The sequence below is a fragment of the Neobacillus terrae genome, from assembly GCF_011393025.1.
GTDB lineage: Bacteria > Bacillota > Bacilli > Bacillales > Cytobacillaceae > Neobacillus_A > Neobacillus_A terrae.
Window position 1 is genome coordinate 1 of record NZ_JAAOEO010000023.1, and the last position, 25,240, is coordinate 25,240.

Sequence of the window (25,240 nt, forward strand, 5' to 3'; positions counted from 1 at the left end):
CGCGGGGTGGAGCAGTCCGGTAGCTCGTCGGGCTCATAACCCGAAGGTCGCAGGTTCAAATCCTGCCCCCGCAATCTTGGAAAAAGCGAAACTTTTGTTTCGCTTTTTTGCATTTTGGCTAAAATAAAAAAGGAATCTAAGTTTGTCCTATATAGAAGCATGATGAGTTTGTCAAAGTAAGAAAGAATGATGGGATAACCTGCCTTTTTTGCCGAAATGAAAAAAATCATGTAAACTACAAATAGACTAGGCAACCTTAGGAGTACTTCCTAAGGTTTTTTTGAACCATTCGTGCCAGGCTGATTAATAATTAAGTGAGGGAATCCTCATCTTAAACAAAAGGTGATTAAATGAGTACTTATGAATTTCAATCCAGCAGTCCGGAGGAAACAGGTGATTTTGCGTCCAGGCTTGCTCAGCATCTTCAGCCCGGTGATGTGATTGCTCTAGAGGGAGACCTTGGGGCAGGAAAAACTACTTTTACAAAAGGGCTTGCGAGAGGGCTGGATATTAAAAAAACAGTCAACAGTCCGACTTTTACTATTATCAAGGAATACCATGGGCGAATGCCGCTTTATCATATGGATGTTTATCGTGTCGAAAATGCATATGAGGATCTTGGTTTTGATGAGTACTTTGAAGGTGATGGAGTTACTGTAGTGGAATGGGCACATTTGATTGATGACCAGCTTCCCGCTGAACGGATGACCATTTATCTTTATCATGATTTAGAACAAGAGCGAAGGGTAGTATTGGAACCTAATGGGAACCGATATGAGCAATTATGCAGGGAGATTTTTTTATGAAAATTTTAGCAATAGATACATCTAATTATGCTTTAGGAGTGGCATTAGCTGATAATGATAAAATACTTGGCGAATATATTACATATTCCAAAAAAAATCATTCCATAAGGATTATGCCAGCCATTCAAACACTAATGAAAGACTGTGACTGGAAGCCAGCAGATATTGAAAAAATTGTAGTGGCTAAAGGTCCCGGCTCTTATACTGGCGTACGAATTGGAGTGACAATTGCCAAAACCATGGCCTGGTCACTTAATGTGCCTCTATCAGGAGTTTCAAGTCTTGAAGTTTTAGCCTCAGGAGCAGCGAGATATTTCGATGGTCTTGTAGCACCTTTATTTGATGCGCGAAGGGGACAAGTTTATACGGCTTTATTTAAAGGGGAAGAGGGTGAATTAAAGCAAATTGAAAAGGACCAATTAGCCATGATGGCTGAATTTGCGGAGAGTTTGAAGAACCGAAAAGAACAAATACTTTTTATTGGTACTGATATTCATATACACCAGCAGCTAATAGAAGAGGTTCTTGGCGATCGGGCCCTATTTGCAGAAATGACAGAACATAATCCACGTCCGTCGGAGCTTGCATTATTGGGGCGAAACAGGCCTTCCGAAGATATACACAGCTTTGTTCCTAACTATATTCGCCTGGCGGAGGCGGAAGCCAATTGGTTAGAGAAAAATAGAAAAACTAAACAGGGATAGGATTTTACTAATGGAAAATACATTTTCTTTTCGTTTTATGCAGGAAAAGGATATTGAACAAGTTCACAGGATTGAAGAGCTTTCTTTTAGCATACCCTGGAGCAAGGAAGCTTTTTATAACGAACTTTTTGAAAACAAGTTTGCTGTTTATATAGTATTGGAAATGGACGGAAAGATCGTTGGTTACTGTGGAGTCTGGATTGTAATTGATGAAGCACATGTAACCAACGTAGCCATTTTGCCGGAGTATAGAGGAATGAAACTGGGGGAAGCCCTTATGATGTGTTTAATGAACGTAGCAAGGGAAAAAGGCGCTAAGACAATGACTCTTGAAGCCAGGGTATCAAATCACATTGCACTGTCTCTTTACCGGAAAATGGGATTTCAAGATGGCGGAATAAGAAAAAATTATTATACGGATAATCAGGAAGATGCATTAGTAATGTGGGTGAATTTATGAAAAAAGATCAATTAATTATGGGAATGGAAACTAGCTGTGATGAAACAGCAGTGGCTATTATTAAAAATGGCCGGGAAATCGTGGCTAATGTAGTAGCATCTCAAATTGAAAGCCACAAACGGTTTGGCGGAGTTGTACCGGAAATAGCATCGAGACATCATGTCGAGCAGATCACAATTGTCCTGGAGGAGGCTATGAACCAGGCTGGTATTCAAATGACGGACTTAGATGCAATTGCTGTTACGGAAGGCCCAGGGCTCGTAGGAGCGCTCTTGATTGGTGTAAACGCAGCGAAGGCATTAGCCTTTGCGAATAACCTGCCTCTTGTTCCTGTTCACCATATTGCAGGCCATATTTATGCAAACCGGCTGGTAACAGAAATGATGTTCCCACTCTTATCTCTTGTGGTATCCGGTGGCCATACTGAACTTGTTTATATGAAAGAGCATGGGCATTTTGAAGTAATCGGAGAAACAAGAGATGACGCGGCCGGAGAAGCTTATGATAAAGTGGCCAGGACCCTTAATATGCCATATCCAGGAGGGCCGCATATCGACAGAATGGCACATGAAGGTTCCCCAACCATTGATTTGCCGAGAGCCTGGCTGGAGGAAGGTTCATATGATTTTAGTTTCAGCGGTTTAAAGTCAGCTGTCATAAATACTGTTCATAATGCGGAACAGCGTGGGGAGATAATTGAACCCAAAGATCTTGCTGCCAGCTTTCAGGAGAGCGTAATAGATGTCTTAGTTACGAAGACATTAAGAGCCGCAAAGGAATATAAAGTCCATCAGGTATTGCTTGCTGGCGGAGTGGCAGCCAATAAAGGCCTAAGAGCTGCTTTAGAAAAGTCATTTAGCGAGCTATCGGATATTGAACTGGTAATTCCTCCTTTGGCTCTATGTACGGATAATGCTGCAATGATAGGGGCAGCAGGAAGTATTTTATTCGAAAAAGGAAAAAGGGCTGACTTAGCACTGAATGCTAATCCAGGTTTAGATATTGATATTTATAATTAAGGTAGGAGCAGTGTATTCATAAGATACACTGCTTTTTTGGCTAATCAGATTTTATATCCATAACTTCTGAACGCTGACGGACAGGAAGTGCCGTTTTAGCATGATAAGTAAAACTAAGGAATCCGCAAAAGACTTGGCGAATGCAAAGTTTTTCTAGTGTAAGGCGATGTTAATTTTAATGTTGAGTTTAGCAACTATCAACAATGAATTTCAACTTAACTTTAGTTAAAAAAGAATTATTGTGGATAAATAGAAAACGCTTTTTGGAATTTTTAAATAAATGTGGACAAACCGCTATGAATCTGTGGGTAATGTGGATAAGTTTAACTCATTCTGTGGATAATGTGGAAAAACTACAAAAATGTTGTAAATAGGCTCTTTTCTTTGTGAATAACTTTGTGGATAAGAAAAACACCGGCTTTTAAACCGGTGTTGCTTTTAACCATTCGTTTACTGTCAGCTTTAGTATTTCATTCTGCCAGCTCGGCCCACTCATCCATTGCTTCTTCAAGAAGAAGTTTTGCCTGTTCATTTTTTTGATTGATTTTATGGACCTTTTCATGATCCTGAAACACAACTGGGTCACATAATTGCTCCTCATATTGCTGTATTTCATTTTCAAGCTCTTCTATTTTTTGCTCAATTTCCTCCAGCTTTCGCTTTCGCTGGCGTTCGAGCTTTTTGGCTTCTTTATCTTGTTGGTAAGAAGTTTTTTCTTGAGTTTCAGATAACGTTATTTTGCTGTTTACAGCAAGAGAAGAGCTTTCCGCTTCTATTTCAGCCAATTCCTGTTTTTTTTCGACAAAATAGTCATAGTCACCAAGATAATCAACTGCACCTAATGGATTTAACTCCAGAACCCTAGTACCAATTCTATTGATGAAGTACCGGTCATGGGAAACAAATAAGATTGTTCCCGGGTAATCCACAAGTGCATTCTCCAGAACCTCTTTGCTGTCCAAATCAAGGTGGTTTGTCGGTTCATCAAGGATAAGCAAATTGGCTTTTTGCATCATGAGCTTTGAAAGGGCAAGACGTGCCTTTTCACCACCGCTTAAGGTCGATACAATTTTAAGAACGTCATCACCCGAAAAAAGAAAGTTGCCCAGCACCGTCCGAATTTCCTTTTCGCTTTTGAGAGGATAGTCATCCCATAATTCATTCAGGACCCTTTTATTGCTTGTTAATTCTGCCTGTTCCTGATCATAATACCCAATGGTAAGGTTGGAACCATATTGAATGCTGCCGGAAAGGGAAGGCAGCTTTTTAACGATTGTTTTTAAAAGGGTGGATTTCCCGATTCCATTAGGTCCAACAAGAGCAATGCTCTCACCCCGTGTGATCCGGAATGCAATATTTTCCGATACCTTTTTTCCTGAATATCCTACAGCTACATCCTGGATCGTAATAACGTCATTTCCGCTTTGTTTTTCAATATCAAAAGAAAAAGCTGCAGACTTTTCATCACCTAAAGGCCTGTCCATTCTTTCCATTCTTTCGAGTGTTTTTCTGCGGCTCTGTGCTCTTTTCGTGGTGGATGCACGCGCAAGGTTTCTTTGAATGAAATCTTGAAGCTTAGCAATTTCATCCTGCTGCTTTTCATATTGCTTTATGTCCCGTTCATAGTTCTCCGCTTTTTGTTTTAAATAAGAGCTATAGTTTCCAGGAAATCTTTGAATCTGGCGGCGGGAAAGCTCATAAACCTGATTAACCACCTTATCAAGGAAATAACGGTCATGGGAAACAATCAGAATGGCCCCTTCATAGCCCTGAAGATATTGTTCAAGCCAAGTTAAAGTATCAATGTCAAGATGGTTCGTAGGTTCGTCCAGTATTAAAATATCCGGCTTTTTTAACAATAGCTTACCAAGTGCCAATCTTGTTTTTTGTCCACCGCTTAACGAAGAGACAGTTGTAGAGTGGTCAAAGGATTGAAAATTCAGCCCATGCAGGACAGAACGAATATCGGCTTCATATTGATAGCCTCCAAGTTCCTTGAACTTCACCTGTAAAGAGTCATATTCCCGCAGAATTCGTTCATATCTGTCAGAGTCAGAAAGCGCTTCGCGGTCGGACATCCGGACCTCCAGCTCGCGTATAGTTTTCTCCATTTTACGAAGGTCCTCAAAGACTGTCAGCATTTCTTCCCAAATGGATAAATTGGATTCAAGCCCGGTATTCTGTGCCAAGTACCCGATCGTGACATCCTTTGGTTTTATAATTTCACCACCGTCATAGGAAAGGTGGCCGGCAATAATCTTTAACAGTGTAGATTTTCCTGCTCCGTTCCGTCCTACCAAAGCAACACGGTCCCTGGTTTGCAGTTCCAGTTTTATATTCGATAAAATAAGCTCAGCGCCATAATTTTTTTCCAGCTGATTAACCTGTAATAAAATCATTTTTATTCACCTCAGTACTTACCTAAGTTTAACCGATTAGAGGTACACCGGCAATAAAGTGAATACGCAAAAGGAATTTAAAAGAATGGAAGCGAAAATATAAAGCAGGTTAATATATAAACACAATAAAAATCAAATAAACATTTGTGAAGTATAATACAAAGTTCACACACAATATGGGATAAATAGTGTATTATCTTGATGAGAGGGGATTTTTATAATGGCTGAATTTACACATTTTAATGATGAAGGCAGGGCAAAAATGGTCGATGTCAGCAGTAAGCCGGAAACAGCACGAACTGCACATGCCCACTCGAGTATAAAAGTTAGCAGGGAAATCTATAACAAGATTACCAACCAGGAAATGAAAAAAGGCGATGTTCTGGCTGTAGCCCAGGTAGCAGCTGTTATGTCAGCCAAAAAAACATGGGACATCATCCCTATGTGCCACCCTATTCCGCTCACTGGTGTTAATGTAACCTTTTCCTGGGAAGAGGAAGGCCAGGATGAGTATAAGTTAAATATTTCTGCGGCAGTGAAAACAAAGGGACAAACAGGTGTTGAAATGGAAGCGTTAACAGCTGCCTCTGTGTGTGCACTGACCGTTTATGATATGTGTAAAGCAGTTGATAAAGGGATGGTCATCGGACCTACTTATCTGGTGGAAAAAACCGGAGGTAAGAATGGCGATTTCAAAAGGACGGAATTATAATTCATTAGAGGAGAGGAGGAAAGAAACATGAGTAATGAGTCCATGAAAATACCACAGGCAACAGCCAAAAGGCTGCCGCTCTATTATCGCTTTCTCAATCATCTCCATACATCAGGAAAGCAGCGGGTGTCTTCAGCAGAATTGAGTGATGCAGTAAAAGTTGATTCAGCCACTATCAGACGGGATTTTTCCTACTTTGGTGCCCTTGGAAAAAAGGGGTATGGCTATAATGTTAATTACTTATTGACCTTCTTTAGAAAAACACTGGATCAGGATGAATTGACAAAAGTCGCACTTATTGGTGTCGGAAATTTGGGAACGGCTTTATTGAATTATAATTTCTTGAAAAATAACAACACCAAAATTCAAATTGGTTTTGATGTCAGCCCGGAGAGAGTGGGTTCCAAAATTGGTGATGTTCCCGTTTACCATATGGATGACATTGAAAAATACCTTGAATCTGAAAAGATACAAATTGTGATTTTAACTGTTCCCGCTCCTGCAGCCCAGCCGGTAACAGACAGGCTAATTAAGGCAGACGTTAAAGGGATTTTAAACTTTACACCTGCCCGCTTGCATGTGCCGCCAACAATAAGAGTGCACCATATAGACCTTGCTGTTGAGCTGCAATCTTTAATATATTTTCTGAAGCATTATCCTTCAGAAGATGAAGCACTTTAAAAAAGGGTGCTGTTATACTTGGTTGTCACAGTAGAAATCAACACTGTTTTTTAACACAGTCCAAAAAATAAAAGGTGAGTTCCAATTCCGGAACTCACCTTTTTGGATGTTTTTTGATCCTAAAATGAAAACCTACCATCTTAAGGCCGGAGGCTACATCAAAAGTGGCCAGCAGAACAAGCAGGTAGGTAAAGAATCCCCATCCATCGTCCTGAACGTCCTGAATGGCAAAATAAGTGAACAGAACGCCGAGCAGGAAATAAATGATGCCCGAAAACAAAGGTGACTGTCTCATAAAAATCCTCCAATAAAGCTTTGAATTTTGTCAGCGTCCTGCATCATTCTTTCGATTTGGTCTTTATAAACAGATTGGACAATGACGACAAAAGTATTCATCGCCACGTGAGCGAACATGGAGACGAAGATATTTTTCGTTCTCACATAAAGAAAAGCAAAGGTAAATCCCATTGAAGCGTAAAGTAAAATGTGAACCGGCTCCATATGGGCAAGCGCAAAGACGACAGAACTAATTAAACCGGATATGAAAAAGTTAAAGCGCTTATACAAGCTGCCAAAGATAATTTTTCGAAACACTATCTCCTCAAGGATGGGTCCGATAATTGAACTGACAATCATCACAAAAGGAAAAGCCTGAATTAATTTTAAAATAGCCTGGGTGTTTTCAGATCCCATATTAATTCCAAGAAGTCTTTCAATACTGGCAGCAATTGATTGGGCAAAAAGGGCAAGAAAAACACCGGCGATTGCCCATGCCACCGAGCTGCCGACCGAAGTACGTCCTCGGGCAAAGTCAGGCGACTTTCTTTCGTTTCGCAATAAAAACAATGTAATTAAAAAGGCAGCTGTAAAAGTAATAAGTAGCCAGTAGGGTATAGCAAGCCGCTGCGATTCTAAAGTGCTGTTTCCAGAAGCTTCGAGTATGTGGGTGACAAGCGGAATTCCGACGAAACTCGACAGCTGCATAGCGATATATACAAATAAAATAATCCAATATTCCTTTTTCAATATATAATCTCCCTTTCAGGCTCTTAAATTAATTTCTGCACTATTCCTCATTCTACTCATAAAAGGCGAATTCTTTCAATCAGAAGGTACTTAAGATGGGCAAAATTGCGTCACCTTAGCCATAATGGTTAGGTTGAAAAAGAGAAAATTTTTTTGTTTTTTTTTAAAGCTGATGCTTGCAAAAGATTAATGAATTCATTATTATAATAATTGTGTTAGCACTCAACGTGATAGAGTGCTAATAAATCGAACTACATAAAAAATTTGAGGAGGTTGTTTGATTTGTTAAAGCCACTAGGTGATCGCATTATCATTGAACTTGTAGCATCAGAAGAAAAAACTGCAAGCGGTATTGTTTTACCGGATACAGCTAAGGAAAAGCCGCAAGAAGGAAAAGTTGTTGCGGTTGGAACTGGACGTGTTCTCGATAATGGCGAACGTGTTGCTCTTGAAGTTTCTGAAGGTGACCGCATTATCTTCTCAAAATATGCCGGTACTGAGGTAAAATACCAAGGAACTGAATACTTAATCGTACGTGAAAATGATATCCTTGCTGTAATTGGCGAGTAATCATGTGAAGATGGCAGTTAAATAGCTGCCGGACCAGATAAATAATTTTAAAATACAGGAGGTTTTTGAACTATGGCTAAAGAGATTATGTTTAGTGAAGATGCCCGCCGCGCAATGCTTCGTGGTGTTGACGCATTGGCAAATGCAGTAAAAGTTACTCTTGGACCTAAAGGACGCAACGTGGTTCTTGAGAAGAAATTCGGTTCACCGCTTATTACTAACGATGGTGTAACAATCGCTAAAGAAATCGAATTAGAAGATGCATTCGAAAACATGGGTGCAAAGCTTGTTGCTGAAGTTGCAAGCAAAACTAACGATGTAGCTGGTGACGGTACTACTACTGCTACTGTTCTTGCTCAAGCTATGATTCGCGAAGGCTTAAAGAACGTAACTGCTGGCGCTAACCCAATGGGAATCCGCAAAGGTATCGAAAGAGCGGTTATTGCAGCTGTTGAAGAATTAAAAACCATTTCCAAGCCAATCGAAAGTAAATCTTCTATTGCACAGGTTGCTGCAATTTCATCTGCTGATGAAGAAGTTGGCCAGTTGATTGCTGAAGCAATGGAGCGCGTTGGCAACGACGGCGTTATTACAATTGAAGAGTCTAAAGGCTTCACAACTGAATTGGATGTAGTTGAAGGTATGCAATTTGACCGTGGCTATGCTTCTCCTTACATGGTAACCGATTCAGACAAAATGGAAGCTGTTCTTGACAATCCATATATCCTAATCACTGACAAGAAGATCTCCAGCATTCAGGAAATCCTTCCTGTGCTTGAGCAGGTTGTACAGCAAGGAAAGCCATTATTGCTGATTGCTGAAGATGTTGAAGGTGAAGCTCTTGCTACATTGGTAGTAAACAAACTTCGTGGTACTTTCAATGCAGTTGCTGTTAAAGCTCCTGGCTTCGGTGACCGCCGTAAGGCTATGCTTGAGGATATCGCTGCTTTAACTGGCGCTGAAGTAATCACTGAAGAGCTTGGCCGTGACCTTAAATCTGCAACTATTACTTCTTTAGGACGCGCTTCTAAAGTAGTTGTTACTAAAGAAAATACAACAATCGTTGAAGGTGCTGGAGATTCTGCACAAATCTCTGCCCGCGTTAACCAAATCCGCGTTCAATTAGAAGAAACTACTTCTGAATTCGACCGTGAGAAATTACAAGAGCGCCTTGCTAAATTAGCTGGCGGTGTAGCAGTAATCAAAGTTGGTGCCGCTACTGAAACTGAATTAAAAGAGCGCAAGCTTCGCATTGAAGATGCTTTGAACTCAACTCGTGCTGCAGTTGAAGAAGGTATCGTATCAGGCGGTGGCGTTGCCCTTCTAAACGTATACAGCAAGGTTTCTGAAATCCAGGCTGAAGGCGACGAAGCAACTGGTATCAACATCGTTCTTCGTGCGATGGAAGAGCCTGTACGCACAATCGCTCACAACGCTGGCCTTGAAGGCTCTGTAATCGTTGAGCGCTTAAAGCGTGAAGAAGTTGGAACAGGCTTTAACGCTGCAACTGGCGCATGGGTAAACATGATAGAAGCCGGTATCGTTGACCCTACTAAAGTAACTCGTTCAGCTCTTCAAAACGCAGCTTCTGTTGCTGCTATGTTCTTAACAACTGAAGCAGTTGTTGCTGACAAGCCAGAACCAGCTGGTGCAGGCATGGGAATGCCTGACATGGGCGGTATGGGTGGAATGGGCGGCATGATGTAAGGCTTTTAAGCCTTCATCTTGAGAAATAGTTATAGCTATTTTTCACCCATTTTGTGAAGCAGTGATGTAAAAAACTTATTTCAATATCTATAACCACTTCTCAATAAATTTGAGGAGTGGTTTTTTTGTTGCTTAAATTTGCTTTTCGGGACTTCCTAGACGACAGGAAATTTAAAAACACAACCAAGAAAAACATATTAAATTATCAAACACTACTTGGTGGATTTATTAATTATTGTATTGAACATCAAGTAGTGAACGTTGAAGACATTACTTATGTTCACGTTCGGCAGTATCTTATAAATTGCCAAGAAAAAGGAGACAAGGCTAGTACAATCAATACCAAGCTATTGAGGATTCGAGCATTTCTAAATTACATGGTGGAATGTGAGGTCATTAAGAATAATCCAGCTAAAAAGATTAAGATGCAAAAGACAGACGTTAAGATTGATGTTTTCACCGATGAGCAAATAAGACAAATGTTGAACTTCTTCAGAAGAATAAAGCAGCGTGAGAAAACCTACGTGGCATATCGTGACTACATTATTATCGTTTTAATTCTAGGAACTGGTATTCGGAGAGGGGAAATCATTAATCTTCAATGGTCAGACGTTGACTTTGTTAATAAATCCATATCAGTAAAAGGCACTCATGCCTGACATAGCCAATCGGTGACAAAATGTGTGTCTGAAGGTATGTGCTGATACCCTAACGTCTTTGAAATTCATTTTCTTTTGTAGGTACTGGAACACCAGCATTAAGGCGTTCTCGGTAAGCTGTTTATTGTCCCTTTTGACAAAGACATAATCATTCAAGTTTCCCCAGTATCGCTTACAGAAAATTTGATACCCAGCAAGTTCCTTCGCCAGTTTGTCCGTAATCGGAATAGTTTCCTTCCTTCTGGTCTTGCCATGATGAATAGTTTCAAAACAAGAATAAATTGAAAATAAACTGAGGACAATAAGAGCAGGAAATTCGCATGATGGCTTACTTATTTCTATAGGATGGTGTCAAAAATATATACTTCAGATGAGGGATTATGATGTTTTGGAAGCAAAGTGATCGTGATAAAAGTGAGTCCCATAGAGACAAAAGAGCTGTAAATCTACAAAACCTAAAAGAGATGCTATCCAATATGGAAGATGCAGAGATCATCGAGCGTGAGACCAATAATTCTGAAAAGATTATCTTCATCTATATAAGAACCCTAATTAACCAAGAGCGGTTAAATGAAGCAATAGTCGTACCCTTAATTCAATCGTCCTATGCCTCGGTTTGTGATTGTATTACTAATTCAAAGGTTTCCATATTATCTACCCTAAAGGAGGCCGAAACTCAGCTTCTTTTCGGTTCCGTTCTGGTATTTAATCAAAAACAAAATGTTTGGTGTTCGGTGCCGCTGAAAAATACAACTGGCCGTTCCATTGAAACATCTGAAACGGAAACCATTCTATATGGAGCAAAAGACAGCTTCAGTGAACAAATAGAAACAAATATTACTTTAATCCGCAGGCGGCTTCCTAAGACTGAATTAAAAGTTGAAAAATTTACCATTGGTACCTATAGTGAAACAACGGTTATGTTAATGTACATTGATGGTTTGACCAATCCTGAGTTTGTTAAAATCGCACGAAATGAACTCACCAATATTAATTTTGATTTATTTTTTGATTCATCACAAATAGCTGCCTTCATGGAAGATCATCACCACAGCATCTTTCCACAGTTTCTCCAAACAGATCGGCCGGATGTATGCGCATATTCTTTGGTTATGGGTAAAATTACCATGCTTATAGACAATACACCATTTGCATTGGTTGCACCGATTACATTTTTTCACCTGCTTCAATCTCCTGAAGATTATATCAACCGCTGGCCGGTAGCAAGTTTTTTACGTGGTTTGCGATATATCAGTTTTATTATTTCAATCACTCTGATACCGTTCTATGTCGCATTAACCACTCATCATTACGAAATGATTCCTTTACAAATTCTTTATGTATTAGTGGAGTCCAGAAGCAAATTGCCATTTACACCTTTTTGGGAAGCTTTTTTGATGCTAATTATACTAGAAATCATTAAAGAAGCAAGCCTAAGGATGCCAACAAAATCAAGTCAGACATTAGGAGTAATAGGCGGTATTGTCATTGGGCAAGCAGCGGTAGAGGCAGGTTTTGCCAGCAAAGTATTAATAGTATTAGTAGGTATTTCGACGATTGCTGCTTTTTTATGTCCGAATTATTTGTTGACCAAGGCAAACACGTTGATTCAATTTATATTTCTAATATTTTCGTCTTTCATGGGTATTATTGGAATTGCGCTGGGGATGATAGGAATTCTAGCCCATTTAAATGGACTTACATCACTAAAACAACCTTATTTCGCCCCCGTTTCTCCATTTTACGGAAGGGATTGGCTTGATTTGTTTATTCGAGGTCCTTTAATTTGGATGAAGAGACGCCCTGAGCATTTACGTACTTTGCAAAAATGGCGATACAGAAGCAGGAGATGATATCTTGGCTCCATTTTCCTTGTTTAATAAAACCTCCGACATAAATGGCTTCTATGCCATGCTTATTGTGAACAGACTGCAGATACTTTACTTTATCCTCATATTACCTATGTATTTAGTTCATCCTTATATGATATTGGGAATTGTCATAATTGGGATATTTTCTCAAATCAATCTAATTTTATTTTCTAAATGGTTTACTTCAAATTTTTCCGGACAAGGATATTCTGCTTTTGTTCAACTATTTGGCGAACGTAAATTTCGTTTCTTTGTTTTATTTGGGTTAATTCCTATGTTATTAAAAATAATAGTCCTGACATTAAATTATGTGGAGGCAATCCACCAATTTATTTTTCCATCAATGAACATGCTCTGGCTTGTGCTGGCCATTTTACTTATAAGCTTTTATGTGTCATCAAAAGGGATGGAGAATACGATACACTTTGTGGTTATCGCATTCTTATTTTCTTTTTGGGTTATTTTATGCTTTATCCCATTTTTTTTTCCGCCCTTTGCATCACTTTCTGATTTATATCCGTTGATTCCAACTAGCTGGTCCATGAATTCTTGGAAATCCCTATTATTTCTTTGGTCGAGTTTTTCTGGTCCAGAGTACTTGATTTGTATAAGCCCATGGTTCAAGCGTGGTCAAACAATTTTTAAATATTTAACATATGGCAATTTGGTTTCTGTTGTTGAATTTTTAATTTCCTTTATATCATCCTTATTATTCTTTGGTTCAAATTACTTAAGTAAAACCAATTATCCTATTGTAACCATGGCTAGATACCTGCAATCACCTATTATTGAACGGATCGATATGATTTTACTTTCTCTGCATATGTTTCATTTTGTATTTATAATTTCTTTTTTAATATTAAGCTTTTATGGCGGTATTCGAATTGTTTTTAAAAGAGTACATAAACAGACAACAAGAATTGGATTTCTGGCATGTTGTGCTGTGATTTTTACGAGTATTGCCGTTGTAAACCAATGGTTCTGGGAACCGGGAATAAAAGATAACTTATGGCTGTCCCTCGAGATTTGGTCAAGCTCCGTAACATTTTTATTAGTTCCTGCATTGCTGCTGGCTGCTATAAAACTAAAGGGGCGTAGTTTGGAATGAAGCATTTAAAACCAGTCTTACTCATTGTTATTTTGAGCAGTAATATATTCTTTACCGGCTGTTCCCCATTTGTAGATAACAATGAAATTGAAGAGATTGCACCTGTTACCTTCTGGTCCATTAATCCAGGGGCAGGAGGGAAATTAGAAATCAGTACATTAGGCCCGCCTTTAGTTAAAGAACATAAGCGCCTTCTTTCCCTTAAAGTAGACTTGCTTAAACAGGGAGGGAAAGACTTTAACTTAAAGTATTATCGTGAATTGAAATCAGGCCAGCTGCGTATGGTGTTAATCAATGAGGAACTCGCAAAAAAAGGGATCATGCCCATTATTAATACACTATTGACTGATCCCGATATTTCCCAACGGCTTTATTTAGTAATTGTTAAAGGGAATTTTGATGAATACATCAAAAATCAAGTCAAGTCACAACCCAATTTAGATTATTTCCTTTATCGCATGCTTCGGCACTATGAGAAAAAGAAGCAGGGTGAAATGTCTATCATCAATCTCCACCAATTTAAAAAACTTTTGTATTCACCTTTTTCAGATCCAATTTTGCCTGTTTTTAAGGCTCAGCAAACAAATTTTATATATCATGGAACTGCTATTTTTAAGGATGACTATTTAAAAGGCATTGCCCATGGGGTGGACGATCAAATATTCCAGCTCGTCAACAACGATTATTACCTTAAATTCCTGCCGATCCCAAAATACTCTGTAGTTTTAGGTAATATCCGTTCAAAGGTTCATAAAAAAATGAATGAAAATGATTCCAAACTATCAATTCGAATTGATGTAAACGGCCGTATCGAAGAATATCGCGGGGCTAAAGACATACAGAATAGCATCGAGTTAGAAAAATTCAATAAAGAGATTGAAACATATTTAGAAAAACAAACACTCGATCTGTTTAAAAACCTTCAGCAATTACAAGCAGATCCCTTTAAAATTGGAACTCTTACCCTTGGCCCCATTTCCAAACCCATGAGCGAAAAAGAGTGGTTAAAGCATTGGAAAACATTAAAGGTAAATGTAGATTATAATATCAAAATTCACCCGTTAACTAGTGTCCATGAATGAAAACCAATATGGGTTCCTGTAGTAAATTAAGTCACCGTATGGGCTGCCTTTACGGACTCGACCTCGTGCTTTTCTCTTGTCCCTGTCCGTATCAGGGTCCTTAAAAAATAGGCCTTATGGCTGCCGGAAGCATGATTAAAAAATCAAATTTCAAAATCTATCTATGCACTTTAATATTAGGTGTACCCCCCTTATGGTCGTACAGTTTAAGATGATTTCGAAAATCATAGCGAAAGCTGCCAGCGGGATTGAACTGAAAGATTATTGATTAAGAATGAACAAATAGTGGCACTGGACGTAGGAAAGGATGGACTAGACCTTCAGTGTCAGGTAGCGGAAGAGGCACCTCACTGGCTTGCTCCTGGAGGGGATATATTGGTAGAGACCAGCAGAATTCAGGCGGCTAAAACCTTTGAAATCTTTGCTAGTGCTGGACTAATTACCAAAATAGCCAAAAATGAAGAATTGGATGCAACAGTTGTAATTGGAACAAATTCATTCTGGGAAAGAGAAGCTACAAAACAAGTTCTAACGGGTGCTGAAGATGAAAATATTTTTTTCAATAATCCGGCAAACAAAAGTTTGGGGAATTCTCACTTTCATTACCTTTCAAAAATAAATAAGTCACAAAGTCACCAAGTAACTCAAATGTAAATAGAATGTCATGGTAATAGCGTTGTTGTCATTAACCTCAAAGTATAGACTGTATTATTGAGGAGTGATGACGTTGAAAAAAGTAACTGTAGAACAATTAATATTTAAGGAAAGGTTATCTATGATTGAACAAATGTCACTCAAAGATTTTCTTTTTAAGTGGCTCGGAAGCCCAGAGGAAGGACTAAATGATATACTCCCCCTTGAGTACACAGAAGATGACTTTGCAAAGTTAGAGAAAAAAATGAAAACTGAACTAACCATTTATGGAAAAGAATATTTTAGATATATTACCTTAACAGAAGATAATCAGATTATCATAGGGGTTTTAGATTCAAATAATTTCTTACAGCATAGAATTTTATCTCTGGATGAACGTTTGGTGTAATTGTGGTGTGTTAAAGTGAATCACGTTTTTTAAAAGGCGTCTTCCTAATAAGGAGATTCTTTTTTTGTTATCCTTATTGGACTACCGGGGCACGTTGGTTTAAGACCAACGGGAAAAAGAAGTATGTTTTAAGAGTTGTGGTTTTATGCACTTATCTAAGTTAAACTCTTTATGCCCTAGAAAATTTTAATGTTGCAGGGCAGTAGGCTCTTAATAAAATCAAATGTTTTTTGCGCAAGTATTTGGCTCCTCCTACGCCAAATACAGTGATAGCCACTCATGCTACCCCCACTAAAATTTATTTTAAAGTAAAATTATTAATAGAATATGTATTTTATGTTATTAAATTTTTAATTATTGATGACTTATTGGGTTAACTTTGACATGGAAATAAGGTAACGCATCTCCCTCTTGTCGAAAAAAAGAGCAGCTTGAGTCTTTTCAGGTATACAGGTAAAAGGAGGTTGAACGCATGGTGATAAGACACCGAGGTAAAATAAAGTGGAAGCCTGCTTATTTTATGCCGGAACAATTTAAGATGTTAAGAGAGGCAAGAATTGAGGATTTAAAAGTAAGTAAACCTATATCGGATGATTACCAATCGGAGGAAATAGAAAAAAATCCTATAAGCGATGGAATATACAAAAAAGGTAAAAATAGTTCACTTCGGAATTTACTAATTTCTCTGTTTGGTAAAATGAATCAAATCGGTGTTTCATATACAAATAGCAATTTGTTAATGTTTGCAGCCAAGAGGTACTTAAAGAGCTAACTTATGAAAAGGAAGATTTTTTTAAGAGTGAATGGTTACAAGACTTTAAACCGACCTGGAACATCTTTTCATCACGGACAGCACTAATAGATTTTTAAAGCGGAATAAATCTCAGATATGGTAAAGAATAAAGAAGGATGCACTGTTTACGGGCGTTGCTGAGTGTCAGCTTAAATGAGAAACCATTATTTAAGATTCATTGACAGGTAAGAGTTTTTAAAGACGATATTTTTATTGAACGATACATTGAAATAAATCTTTTGCCAATAAGACTATTGGTTAAATAAATTATTATAGCCCATCCCATCTATGGGATGGGCATAATTGGTTTTTGTCCTCATGTTTGTCCTCACCTTAATTTAATTTCATTTATACTTATTGTAGTAAAACAAAACCTAACAAACGTTGCTCTGATGTAACTTTTTTAACGTATTTCTCATTATACCACTTCAATCAAAGAGAGGTGTGAGTATGATTTATAATAAGGCGCGGGGTAAGATGCCTGCCCCAACGATAAGGATAGATTAGGGATATACCATACCGGCATTCGCCGCATAGGATAGTTATGGGCGATATGACGCTTGCAAATTAATTTAAAAACCTTCATATTGAATAAGCGGAGGTGCGATATGCGAAACGATATACAACCAAATGAACGAGCTTTCTCTTCCAAGGAGGTGGCTGAAGAAGTGGGAATTGCAACTCCCACAGTTCGAAAATATGGCCAAATTTTAGAGCGGAATGGATATGGATTTTTGAAAGATGGCGACCGACGTATCTTTGTTCAATCTGACATTAAAGCGCTTATAGCGTTACGCGATACGGACAAGCCCCTAGACGATACGGCTAAAGAACTTGTAGAACAACAAAAAGAAAGATTAGAAGTATCCAATGAAACAGAGATAGCGATAAACGATACATATGAAAATTTACCACACGACCCCAATCAATTAAAAGAGGTCTTAATGTTTTTAGTCAATGAACTTGCAGCAACACGTGAAATGAATGTCCAACTGACAAACGATATGTCACAGCTTAAAACAAAGGTTTCCCAACTCCAGCAAGACCACCATGTTATAAGTTCAAGTATTGGAAATTCAGCACAAAGAACAAATGCTAAAATTGAAAAATTAACTGAACAACAAAATGCCCATTACGAAACATTGCTTCAGCAAGAAAAACAAAGAAGTGAGCTCTTGCAAAAAGAAATACAAAATATGCGGGACGAACAGAAAAAAGAATGGGGTTCACAAAATGATTTTAATAAACGCTTAGAAGAAGCGGTACAAAAACGCAAAGTAAAATGGGGAGGGCTTATCTCCATATTCCGGAAATAAGTTGCTGTTAAGGTTTTTTGCTAAAAATATAATGATGGTTAAAAGTATTGGATCTCGTTTCACTCAACTTAATAAATCATTTTGCAATATTTGATTAGCATATTTGAAACATAGAACTAAGAAAGAGTTTTTCAACTTAACAGGATTTGGTACTTGATCTTGTAAGAACTCGGCGATACCAATGTATTGGCGATCTGCCGAAGCTAAACGAAGGCTCAATTAAATTTCGGTAGGTTTTTAAGCGATATACACCTAAACAAAATACACAACCTTAAAAGCAAAAATAGAATTTATTCAGCTGCGAACCTGCATTAAAAAACAAGAGTCAGTCACTGATAGAGTTGCATGAGGATTGATCGGCTTTTTTGTATTGTGTATCAGTAGGCGATATAATTTGTAATAAATTCGATGCATTAACTTAATAGAAAAGCACAGTCCGATTTAAACACGGTATACATACGTATGACCGAACATTCCTTCAAAGGAAGTCAGGATGCAGCACTCACTGTTGTGAAACCCAAGAGAGAAACGAATTGATTTTTTAAAATATAGCTTGGCCTATCTGTATTCCATCCGACAACGAAGCACTTATAGCGTTACGCGATACGGACAGGCCCCAAGGCGATACAGCTAAAGACCTTGTGTATTACAGAAGGAAGATAAGAACGATTAAATGAAACAGATTTAGCGACACCCAGATTCATATGAATATTAAATGAGATATTAATGGTGTTAACCAATGAAGCACCAGTAACACCTAATATGAATGTCCAACTAACAAAGATATGTCTTAGCTTAAAGTTGCAGCTCAAGTTTTTTTGTATTTCGTATCGCTGGGCGATATAACATGCAAAGTGATCCATAGAATCTTCATCTGTAATAGAAAGGAAGTCCGAAATGCGACTGTACATACACCCGAATGAAAGAGCATCCTGTACCAAGGAAGTGAGGATGCAGTATCCATTGTTCAAAAGCATGGTCAAAAACTAGAGAGAAACGAATATGAATTATTAAAGATGGCGATTGCCTCTCTTTATTCAATCCGACATTGAAACCTCTAGAAGTGTTACACGATATGGAAAAGGCCCAAGGCGATACAGAGAAATACCTTATGTATCAACAAAAGGAAAGATTAGAAAGATACAATATAACAGAGTTAGCGTAACACCGATACATAAGACAATTTCACCCTCCCAAACAATTAAAAAGTGATTTTAATGGTGTTAATCCAATGATCTCACCCCCACAAATGAAGCGATGTCCAACTAACAAACGATATGCCTTAGCTTAAAGCAACGGTTGCGCGACTCGATCGTGTTCACGAAATTTAACGACTAATGCTAAAAATTCATAAGAATATCAAAAAATCATTATTAATCATTGGTTGAATAAAGTAAGGATTTCACTCCTTTTCTTAAGTCTCGTTTAAAATAATCAGGTGGTAAATTTGCGTTAAAGACTATTTAAGCTTAAGGCAAATAAAAAAAACAGAAATCCTTTTGTTCCGTCATTCTAATTCATTTTTCAAATTTCAACAATTTCCCGAGAAATAATCGACAAAATTAGAAGCTTGTAAATGGCGATTTGTTTTTGCTGATAAGAAAGTGTAGTAGTAATAACTGGGGGCGGCAGTGGGTCGGTAATGCTACTGCACGTCTTCTTGCTCAAAGTGGACCCCGAGTTGTGTTGTGTTGTGCACGGAACAACAAGAGGCGCTTGGTGGCTCAGTCAATTTCCGTTAAATGGGTATCCAAAAGGATCTGTCCATTATGGGGCTGTTGACAATCAGGATTTCCTACGTGATTCGTCTTATGCCAATTGGGGCTACCCAGGCGCTTGCGCCTTTTGTTCTTTTTAGATTTCAACATTAAGATCTCTTCTCATCAGATGAACTGGTGGGAAACTTTTTCTCTTCTTCCAAGTTGGATGTAATAAAAACATATATATTTAAAAATGTTATGTATATATATCCAAATGGCCAAGTGGTTGTTGAATCTCTTTTATTCCCGAGGTAGAGTCATGATACTGCTGAATGGGGAGTTGCATCCTCATTTTTTTGTTCGATTATATTGGAAAATTATGAATTATGAAATAAAATAAGTAGAAACATAACTTATCCCCTAAATGAATGTTAGGATAAGTCTTTTTTACATATAGGTACAAAGGGGAGGATGGAAAAATGGCTAATGAATTATACAGCACTGATGTCCTGGTAATTGGTTCGGGTGCAGCAGGAATGATGGCGGCAAAGGCGGCCGCAGATAAAGGGGCTAATGTAATCATTGCAGATAAAAGCCTTGTAGGAAGAGGTGGAGCCACAATTCTTGCCCAAATGACGGTTGCTGTTGCTTTAGGTGAAGCAGAGGGAGACAATCCGGATATCCATTTCAAGGATACAATGGAAGGAGCAAGGGGGCTTGCCGATCCTGGAATTGTACGCACAATTGTAGACAGGGCGCCAGAGGTCATCCTGGAGGTTGAAGGGTATGGAGTGAACTGGGCAAGGACCGATGACGGAAAGCGGTCGCAAGTTGTGTCTCCTGGCCACTCACGCCAAAGATGCGTATATGTCGACATTTTGAATACTGGGGGAGCCACTTCACAGGGATTGAGAAAAACGATTTGGAAGGATAGCAAAATCACCCGGTTTAAAAATGTCATGATCACCCGCCTTGTCAAGGAGAATGGAAAGATTGTTGGGGCGGTTGGATTTTCAATGGAGAAAATGGTTCCGTTCGGTATCAGTGCTTCCCAGGTTATTTTAGCCACTGGCGGGTTGACCGAGGCATTTGAAAGGAACAGCGCATCTACGAATATGACAGGTGACGGATTCTGCATTGCTGCAGAGGCTGGGGCAGAGTTATATGACATGGAAATGGTGCAGTTTTTCCCGATAGCCCATCTATACCCTTCACTTGTTGGAATTGACCCGATAATGTGGGATCCCTTTCGCTATAAACTCGGCGGTCGCTTGTTGAACGGAGAGCACGAGGAATTTATGGACCGCTATGCTGGGGAGCAAGCAGGAAAGTACACCGCTACACGCGATATGACAAGCTACGCCATTTTTAAGGAAGTGGAGGCAGGAAGAGGAACGCCTCACAGAGGAGCCTATCTCGATTTCCGGATGGTGCCATCAGAAAAGCTGAAAGAAGGCTTCGGCCCTGTTATAGATATTTTGAAATCCCAGGGGGTGGACCTCACAAAGGATTTAGTGGAGGTAGCCCCGATGGCCCATTTCATGCTTGGCGGGGTCAAGGTTGATAAAGATATGAATACAACGGTCCCAGGCCTGCTTGCCTGCGGAGAGCTGATCCTCGGGATGCACGGCGCAAACCGGCTTTCAGGTAATGCTATTACTGAGGCACTAGTAACGGGCAGGATTGCAGGCGAAACGGCAGCAGCTTATCAAAATCATATTTTTAATCCAGTTGTCGAAGAAGAACTTACAAATGAGTGGGAGAAACTGCAGGATTTCTGGCACCCTAGGAATACAAACCAGGATGAAGAATCGATGTTATCGATCAGACGGAATATTCAGAAGGCATTATGGAAGGGAGCAGGTCCGCTTAGAACCAAAGAGTCTCTTGAGAATGCCTTAAAGGAAGTACGGTCCCTGCGTGATGTGTGTAGAAAGACGGCATTGGCAAAACAAGATAGCTTTGCTTTGTCTTTGGTGGAAAAGCTTGAAGCCTATCATATGACACTTGTTGGGGAAGCTATCATTCTTGGAGCATTGGAAAGACGTGAATCAAGAGGGGCACATGTCCGGCTTGATTTTCCGGAACAGCAAACCGAAACCTATCATTCAAGATTTACTTTGACTGAAGCCGAAAAATGGGAGATGGAACAGCTTCCAGTTAGCAAGGAGGAATCACAGTGAGTACAATCAAGTTAAGTATTGTCAGAGGCGATGCCAAACAAGGAAGCGAACTGGTAGAATATGAAGTGCCATTCACGGAAGGCTCCAGTCTTCTAGACAGCATTTTTTGGATTCGCGAGCACGTTGACCCTTCGCTTTCAGTAAGATATTCCTGCAAATCGGCAAATGCCTGCAAGGAATGTATGGCCCTGGTGGACGGTAAGGCTGGCTATCTGTGCAGCATCCGGGCTAAACAAAATGCCAATGTGACTGTCATGCCTCTAAAAGGAAGGCCATGGCTGAAGGATTTAACTGTTGAAATGGATTAGCCAAGGTACGCTCCTTATAGGGGAGTTTGTGAAAGAAGGATGTGTGGAATCGGCAGTTCTTCTTTATAGCGGATGAAAAAAACGACCGGGAATAAGTTAAAAAGGTGCTGCGAAACCACGTCATTTCATTTCTAAAAAGTAATATTGATCAGTATAAGAGTAGGAAACTAAAAATGTTTAGTAATGGTAATTTAATTGTCTGTAAGTGTTAACTCCAAAATAAAAACTCGTCAAAAATAGACGAGTTTTTTCAATGATTAAAGGACGCTGAATTGTTCGTTTTTCAAATCAGTCACAAACATATGTCCCGGCGCGTGAGTAATCATGATTTCTGGCTTCACATGCATGGCAACAGCCTGAGGGGTTACGCCACACGCCCAAAAAACTGGGATTTCTCCGTTTTTAATAGTGACGCTGTCGCCAAAATCAGGACGATTGATATCTTCAATCCCAATTGCCGCGGGATTCCCAATATGTAGGGGTGCCCCATGGACGGAAGGGAACCTGCTTGTCACCTGGACGGCACGAATGGCGTCTTTTTCCGTCATTGGGCGCATACTCACAACGGTTGGGCCTTCAAATCTTCCTGCTTTTACCGTAGGAATATTTGTTTTGTACATTGGGACATTTCGCTCTTCTTCGATGTGCCTGATTGGGATACCGTTTTTCAATAGAGCTTCCTCGAAAGTAAAACTGCAGCCGATGAGGAATCCAACCATGGATTCATCCCAAAGCTCTAAGACGTCTGTTAACTCCTGGGTAAAAACTCCTTTGCGGTAGACCCTGTATTTAGGAATGTCGGTTCTTAAGTCTGCATCAGGGGCACACAAGGCCGGCACACTTGCACCTGGCGTGGTCACATCAATGATTGGGCATGGTTTAGGATTTCGCTGACAGAATAAGAGAAACTCAAACGCCAAATCCTTCGGGATAACAGCGAGGTTCGTCTGGATATAGCCATTGGCCAAACCGGAAGTAGGTTTTAACCACTGGTTTTGGCGGATCATTTCACGTACTTCGTTCGGTGTCATCGCTTCAGTTCTGATCATAAGTTTTATCCTCCGTTTCTAATTTACTTAAATAGCTGTGGAATACCGTTGATTAATGTGTATCCTCCCATATAGGCCATGGCAATAACGATAATGACTCCAAAGATTGTCATCCAGAGAGGGTGCTTATAGTCGCCTACAATCTTTGTTCTGTAGGCAGCGACTAACATGACTCCGAGGGCAATCGGCAGGATCAGTCCATTTATAGATCCAACCAATATAAGGATTTTTACCGGCCTTCCGATCAAAACGAACACTAAAGTAGAAATGGCTATGAATGCAACAATTGTCCATTTATTATATTTATCGACTGTCTTACTTAGAGTCTGTATAAACGAAACAGAGGTGTAGGCAGCACCGACAACGGAGGTAACAGCGGCAGCCCACATGACGACACCGAAGATTTTGTAGCCGACATTGCCTGCAGCGAGTTTAAAGACGGAAGCTGGTGGGTTGGCTGGATCGATTGCTAATCCTTGCGCAACAATGCCGAGGGCGGAAAGGAACAGGAAAATCCTCATGATGGAGGCGATTCCGATGGCGCTGACAGCACTTTTGGTTACTTCAGGTAGTGATTCTTTTCCTTGTATTCCAGCATCCAATAAGCGATGGCCGCCGGCGAACGTGATATACCCTCCAACTGTTCCACCGACAAGTGTAACGATTGCTAGGAAATCAATTTTATCAGGAACAAAGGTTTTTACAACTGCTTCCCCAAGAGGCGGGTGGGCAGTAAACATCACATAAACTGTCAGGGCAATCATTACGAATCCCATGACCTGTGCAAATCGGTCCATCGCTTTGCCGGCTTCACGGACAAGGAAGATTCCGATGGCGACGATGCCGCTTAACAAAGCGCCCATTTCAGCAGACCAGCCAAATAATACATTGACACCCAATCCGGCACCTGCAATATTACCGATGTTAAAGGCCAGGCCCCCGGCAACAATGAGAACTGCAAGGAAATACCCCAACCCAGGCAGGACATCATTTGCAATATCCTGGGCGCGTTTCCCTGAAACAGCGATAATCCTCCAGATATTCATCTGAGCCCCAATATCAATGATAATAGATATTAGGATAATGAAACCAAAGCTTGCCATTAGGGACTGCGTAAATATTGTGGTCTGAGTCAGAAACCCTGGCCCAATTGCTGAGGTAGCCATTAGGAAGGCGGCTCCCAGTAGTACACTTGCTGTTGATTTTTTCTCCATATTAAACCCCCTGAAATTTTGGCAGGGTCTGGCCCATAAAGGACATTATCCTGCTAGTTTTATTTTATAAAGCTACCTATTTGGGCAACTGTGATACCGGATTCCTTTAAAGCACTGGTGATGTATTTAGCGAAGTTCAATGCGCTTTCGCCATCACCATGGATGCAGACTGTGTCCGCTTGTATCGAGATATTTGTTCCTTGAAGGGAAGTGACTTTGCCTTCCTTTACCATCCGGATGACCTGATTCACGGCTACTTCATGTTCTTTGATAAGCGCATTTGTTTCACGCCTCGAGGTTAAAGAACCATCCTCCTGGTAGGTACGGTCGGAGAAGACCTCACTTGCAGTACGGAGGCCGAGTTTTTTGCCCGCTTTCACCAGTTCACTGCCCGCCAGGCCGAAAAAGACTAGCTCAGGGTCAACTTTATACACTGCTTCAGCAATCGCTTCAGCGAGCTGGGCATTTTTTGCAGCCATGTTGAATAGGGCACCGTGGGGCTTAACATGTTGAATTTTCCCGCCTTCCGCTTTAACAAATGCATATAGGGCGCCAATTTGATATAAGACAATGTCGAAGGCTTCCTGAGGGGAAAGATTAATCTCTCTTCTACCGAAGCCAATCAAATCCTGAAGCCCTGGATGGACGCCAATCCCTACATTTTTCTCTAAAGCCAATATCACTGTTTTCCTCATTGTTGCCGGGTCACCGGCGTGAAACCCGCATGCAATATTGGCGGAAGTCACATAATCGAGGATTTCAGCATCCCTACCCAGTGTGTACGCCCCAAAGCTTTCTCCCATGTCGCAGTTGATGTCTACAAATGTCATT

Annotated in this window: 24 protein-coding genes, 1 tRNA gene and 2 pseudogenes; 20 read left to right on the forward strand and 7 right to left on the reverse strand. The window is 39.9% G+C overall.

All coding sequences use genetic code 11. The features are described from left to right. The 5 genes from G8761_RS22090 (at position 1) to tsaD (ending at position 2,989) form a co-directional block, all read left to right on the forward strand. Positions 1–74 (forward strand) — tRNA-Met (locus G8761_RS22090). Between the two features lie 276 nt (positions 75–350). Further along, complete coding sequence (gene tsaE, locus G8761_RS22095; protein WP_166030120.1) at positions 351–806, forward strand: tRNA (adenosine(37)-N6)-threonylcarbamoyltransferase complex ATPase subunit type 1 TsaE; 456 nt, start codon at positions 351–353, stop codon at positions 804–806. Beyond that, on the forward strand, positions 803–1,510 hold the full coding sequence (gene tsaB, locus G8761_RS22100) for a tRNA (adenosine(37)-N6)-threonylcarbamoyltransferase complex dimerization subunit type 1 TsaB (protein ID WP_166030121.1): 708 nt from the start codon (positions 803–805) through the stop codon (positions 1,508–1,510). Before tsaE ends, tsaB begins: the two co-directional genes overlap by 4 nt. A gap of 10 nt (positions 1,511–1,520) precedes the next feature. Then, on the forward strand, positions 1,521–1,970 hold the full coding sequence (gene rimI / locus G8761_RS22105; RefSeq protein WP_166030122.1) for a ribosomal protein S18-alanine N-acetyltransferase: 450 nt from the start codon (positions 1,521–1,523) through the stop codon (positions 1,968–1,970). Continuing rightward, positions 1,967–2,989, forward strand: a complete 1,023-nt coding sequence (gene tsaD / locus G8761_RS22110) for a tRNA (adenosine(37)-N6)-threonylcarbamoyltransferase complex transferase subunit TsaD (protein WP_166030123.1) — start codon at positions 1,967–1,969, stop codon at positions 2,987–2,989. The genes rimI and tsaD overlap by 4 nt, the downstream gene beginning before the upstream one ends. Positions 2,990–3,459: 470 nt before the next feature. On the opposite strand, the gene G8761_RS22115 is transcribed toward tsaD, so the two are convergent. Further along, positions 3,460–5,388 (reverse strand): ABC-F family ATP-binding cassette domain-containing protein, encoded by a 1,929-nt coding sequence (locus G8761_RS22115; RefSeq protein WP_166030124.1) that lies wholly within the window; start codon positions 5,386–5,388, stop codon positions 3,460–3,462. A 220-nt stretch (positions 5,389–5,608) separates the two neighbouring features. On the opposite strand from G8761_RS22115, the gene moaC reads away from it, so the two are divergent. Both moaC and G8761_RS22125 read left to right on the forward strand, forming a co-directional pair. Continuing rightward, positions 5,609–6,100 carry a cyclic pyranopterin monophosphate synthase MoaC gene (gene moaC, locus G8761_RS22120; RefSeq protein WP_166030125.1) on the forward strand — a complete coding sequence of 164 codons (492 nt, stop codon included), beginning with the start codon at positions 5,609–5,611 and terminating at the stop codon, positions 6,098–6,100. A 27-nt stretch (positions 6,101–6,127) separates the two neighbouring features. Beyond that, complete coding sequence (locus G8761_RS22125; RefSeq protein WP_166030126.1) at positions 6,128–6,781, forward strand: redox-sensing transcriptional repressor Rex; 654 nt, start codon at positions 6,128–6,130, stop codon at positions 6,779–6,781. 94 nt (positions 6,782–6,875) lie between these two features. Here G8761_RS22125 and G8761_RS22130 read toward each other — a convergent pair whose 3' ends face one another. Both G8761_RS22130 and G8761_RS22135 read right to left on the reverse strand, forming a co-directional pair. Next, complete coding sequence (locus G8761_RS22130; RefSeq protein WP_166030127.1) at positions 6,876–7,076, reverse strand: YdiK family protein; 201 nt, start codon at positions 7,074–7,076, stop codon at positions 6,876–6,878. Further along, a complete protein-coding gene (locus tag G8761_RS22135; RefSeq protein WP_166030128.1) occupies positions 7,073–7,807 on the reverse strand; it encodes a CPBP family intramembrane glutamic endopeptidase in 735 nt (244 codons plus the stop codon). The genes G8761_RS22130 and G8761_RS22135 overlap by 4 nt, the downstream gene beginning before the upstream one ends. 282 nt (positions 7,808–8,089) lie before the next feature. Between G8761_RS22135 and groES the strand changes: the two genes are divergently transcribed. The 3 genes from groES to G8761_RS22150 all read left to right on the forward strand — a co-directional run bounded on the left by groES (position 8,090) and on the right by G8761_RS22150 (position 10,743). Next, positions 8,090–8,377, forward strand: coding sequence for a co-chaperone GroES (gene groES / locus G8761_RS22140; RefSeq protein ID WP_166030129.1), 288 nt, complete (start codon positions 8,090–8,092; stop codon positions 8,375–8,377). A 72-nt stretch (positions 8,378–8,449) separates the two neighbouring features. After that, positions 8,450–10,084 (forward strand): chaperonin GroEL, encoded by a 1,635-nt coding sequence (groL, locus tag G8761_RS22145; RefSeq protein WP_166030130.1) that lies wholly within the window; start codon positions 8,450–8,452, stop codon positions 10,082–10,084. Positions 10,085–10,209: 125 nt separating this feature from the next. Next, a complete protein-coding gene (locus G8761_RS22150; RefSeq protein ID WP_166030131.1) occupies positions 10,210–10,743 on the forward strand; it encodes a tyrosine-type recombinase/integrase in 534 nt (177 codons plus the stop codon). On the opposite strand, the gene G8761_RS27945 is transcribed toward G8761_RS22150, so the two are convergent. Beyond that, positions 10,720–11,085 carry a tyrosine-type recombinase/integrase gene (locus G8761_RS27945; RefSeq protein WP_166030168.1) on the reverse strand — a complete coding sequence of 122 codons (366 nt, stop codon included), beginning with the start codon at positions 11,083–11,085 and terminating at the stop codon, positions 10,720–10,722. The genes G8761_RS22150 and G8761_RS27945 overlap by 24 nt on opposite strands. Before the next feature lie 41 nt (positions 11,086–11,126). Between G8761_RS27945 and G8761_RS22160 the strand changes: the two genes are divergently transcribed. The 10 genes and pseudogenes from G8761_RS22160 (at position 11,127) to G8761_RS22200 (ending at position 22,146) form a co-directional block, all read left to right on the forward strand. Further along, entirely contained in the window at positions 11,127–12,596 is a 1,470-nt protein-coding gene (locus tag G8761_RS22160) for a spore germination protein (RefSeq protein WP_166030132.1), read from the forward strand. Between the two features lie 4 nt (positions 12,597–12,600). Further along, positions 12,601–13,722 (forward strand): GerAB/ArcD/ProY family transporter, encoded by a 1,122-nt coding sequence (locus G8761_RS22165; RefSeq protein ID WP_166030133.1) that lies wholly within the window; start codon positions 12,601–12,603, stop codon positions 13,720–13,722. After that, positions 13,719–14,804 carry a Ger(x)C family spore germination protein gene (locus tag G8761_RS22170; protein WP_166030134.1) on the forward strand — a complete coding sequence of 362 codons (1,086 nt, stop codon included), beginning with the start codon at positions 13,719–13,721 and terminating at the stop codon, positions 14,802–14,804. Before G8761_RS22165 ends, G8761_RS22170 begins: the two co-directional genes overlap by 4 nt. Before the next feature lie 104 nt (positions 14,805–14,908). Beyond that, positions 14,909–15,072: pseudogene (locus tag G8761_RS27950) on the forward strand (FAD-dependent monooxygenase); the annotation flags it as partial. Between the two features lie 5 nt (positions 15,073–15,077). Continuing rightward, positions 15,078–15,302 (forward strand): annotated as a pseudogene (locus tag G8761_RS27410) (putative protein N(5)-glutamine methyltransferase); the annotation flags it as partial. Positions 15,303–15,531: 229 nt separating this feature from the next. Beyond that, positions 15,532–15,846 (forward strand): hypothetical protein, encoded by a 315-nt coding sequence (locus tag G8761_RS22180; RefSeq protein WP_166030136.1) that lies wholly within the window; start codon positions 15,532–15,534, stop codon positions 15,844–15,846. Between the two features lie 472 nt (positions 15,847–16,318). Next, complete coding sequence (locus tag G8761_RS22185) at positions 16,319–16,618, forward strand: YolD-like family protein (RefSeq protein ID WP_166030137.1); 300 nt, start codon at positions 16,319–16,321, stop codon at positions 16,616–16,618. 629 nt (positions 16,619–17,247) lie between these two features. Continuing rightward, positions 17,248–17,955 (forward strand): hypothetical protein, encoded by a 708-nt coding sequence (locus tag G8761_RS22190; RefSeq protein WP_166030138.1) that lies wholly within the window; start codon positions 17,248–17,250, stop codon positions 17,953–17,955. Positions 17,956–20,134: 2,179 nt separating this feature from the next. Next, a complete protein-coding gene (locus G8761_RS22195) occupies positions 20,135–21,838 on the forward strand; it encodes an FAD-binding protein (RefSeq protein ID WP_166030139.1) in 1,704 nt (567 codons plus the stop codon). Continuing rightward, entirely contained in the window at positions 21,835–22,146 is a 312-nt protein-coding gene (locus G8761_RS22200; protein ID WP_166030140.1) for a 2Fe-2S iron-sulfur cluster-binding protein, read from the forward strand. The genes G8761_RS22195 and G8761_RS22200 overlap by 4 nt, the downstream gene beginning before the upstream one ends. 257 nt (positions 22,147–22,403) lie before the next feature. Here the strand turns inward: G8761_RS22200 and G8761_RS22205 are convergent, their stop codons facing one another. From G8761_RS22205 to G8761_RS22215, 3 genes are read right to left on the reverse strand one after another with little or no spacing between them, the layout of a single operon-like run. Then, positions 22,404–23,195 carry a putative hydro-lyase gene (locus G8761_RS22205; RefSeq protein WP_166030141.1) on the reverse strand — a complete coding sequence of 264 codons (792 nt, stop codon included), beginning with the start codon at positions 23,193–23,195 and terminating at the stop codon, positions 22,404–22,406. A gap of 23 nt (positions 23,196–23,218) precedes the next feature. Next, complete coding sequence (locus tag G8761_RS22210) at positions 23,219–24,409, reverse strand: NRAMP family divalent metal transporter (protein WP_166030142.1); 1,191 nt, start codon at positions 24,407–24,409, stop codon at positions 23,219–23,221. Positions 24,410–24,468: 59 nt separating this feature from the next. Continuing rightward, entirely contained in the window at positions 24,469–25,239 is a 771-nt protein-coding gene (locus G8761_RS22215) for a LamB/YcsF family protein (RefSeq protein WP_166030143.1), read from the reverse strand. Position 25,240: the final 1 nt, after the last annotated feature.

What these genes read in the sequence shown, in the direction of transcription:
- G8761_RS22195 (WP_166030139.1), top strand. Translation starts at nt 20,135, where the DNA reads ATGGCTAATGAATTATACAGCACTGATGTCCTGGTAATTGGTTCGGGT.
- G8761_RS22205 (WP_166030141.1), bottom strand. Translation starts at nt 23,195, where the DNA reads ATGATCAGAACTGAAGCGATGACACCGAACGAAGTACGTGAAATGATC.
- moaC (WP_166030125.1), top strand. Translation starts at nt 5,609, where the DNA reads ATGGCTGAATTTACACATTTTAATGATGAAGGCAGGGCAAAAATGGTC.
- G8761_RS22185 (WP_166030137.1), top strand. Translation starts at nt 16,319, where the DNA reads ATGGTGATAAGACACCGAGGTAAAATAAAGTGGAAGCCTGCTTATTTT.
- G8761_RS22130 (WP_166030127.1), bottom strand. Translation starts at nt 7,076, where the DNA reads ATGAGACAGTCACCTTTGTTTTCGGGCATCATTTATTTCCTGCTCGGC.
- G8761_RS22210 (WP_166030142.1), bottom strand. Translation starts at nt 24,409, where the DNA reads ATGGAGAAAAAATCAACAGCAAGTGTACTACTGGGAGCCGCCTTCCTA.
- G8761_RS22160 (WP_166030132.1), top strand. Translation starts at nt 11,127, where the DNA reads ATGTTTTGGAAGCAAAGTGATCGTGATAAAAGTGAGTCCCATAGAGAC.
- rimI (WP_166030122.1), top strand. Translation starts at nt 1,521, where the DNA reads ATGGAAAATACATTTTCTTTTCGTTTTATGCAGGAAAAGGATATTGAA.
- G8761_RS22215 (WP_166030143.1), bottom strand. Translation starts at nt 25,239, where the DNA reads ATGACATTTGTAGACATCAACTGCGACATGGGAGAAAGCTTTGGGGCG.
- G8761_RS22125 (WP_166030126.1), top strand. Translation starts at nt 6,128, where the DNA reads ATGAGTAATGAGTCCATGAAAATACCACAGGCAACAGCCAAAAGGCTG.
- G8761_RS22170 (WP_166030134.1), top strand. Translation starts at nt 13,719, where the DNA reads ATGAAGCATTTAAAACCAGTCTTACTCATTGTTATTTTGAGCAGTAAT.
- tsaB (WP_166030121.1), top strand. Translation starts at nt 803, where the DNA reads ATGAAAATTTTAGCAATAGATACATCTAATTATGCTTTAGGAGTGGCA.
- tsaD (WP_166030123.1), top strand. Translation starts at nt 1,967, where the DNA reads ATGAAAAAAGATCAATTAATTATGGGAATGGAAACTAGCTGTGATGAA.
- G8761_RS22115 (WP_166030124.1), bottom strand. Translation starts at nt 5,388, where the DNA reads ATGATTTTATTACAGGTTAATCAGCTGGAAAAAAATTATGGCGCTGAG.
- G8761_RS22190 (WP_166030138.1), top strand. Translation starts at nt 17,248, where the DNA reads ATGCGAAACGATATACAACCAAATGAACGAGCTTTCTCTTCCAAGGAG.
- tsaE (WP_166030120.1), top strand. Translation starts at nt 351, where the DNA reads ATGAGTACTTATGAATTTCAATCCAGCAGTCCGGAGGAAACAGGTGAT.
- groL (WP_166030130.1), top strand. Translation starts at nt 8,450, where the DNA reads ATGGCTAAAGAGATTATGTTTAGTGAAGATGCCCGCCGCGCAATGCTT.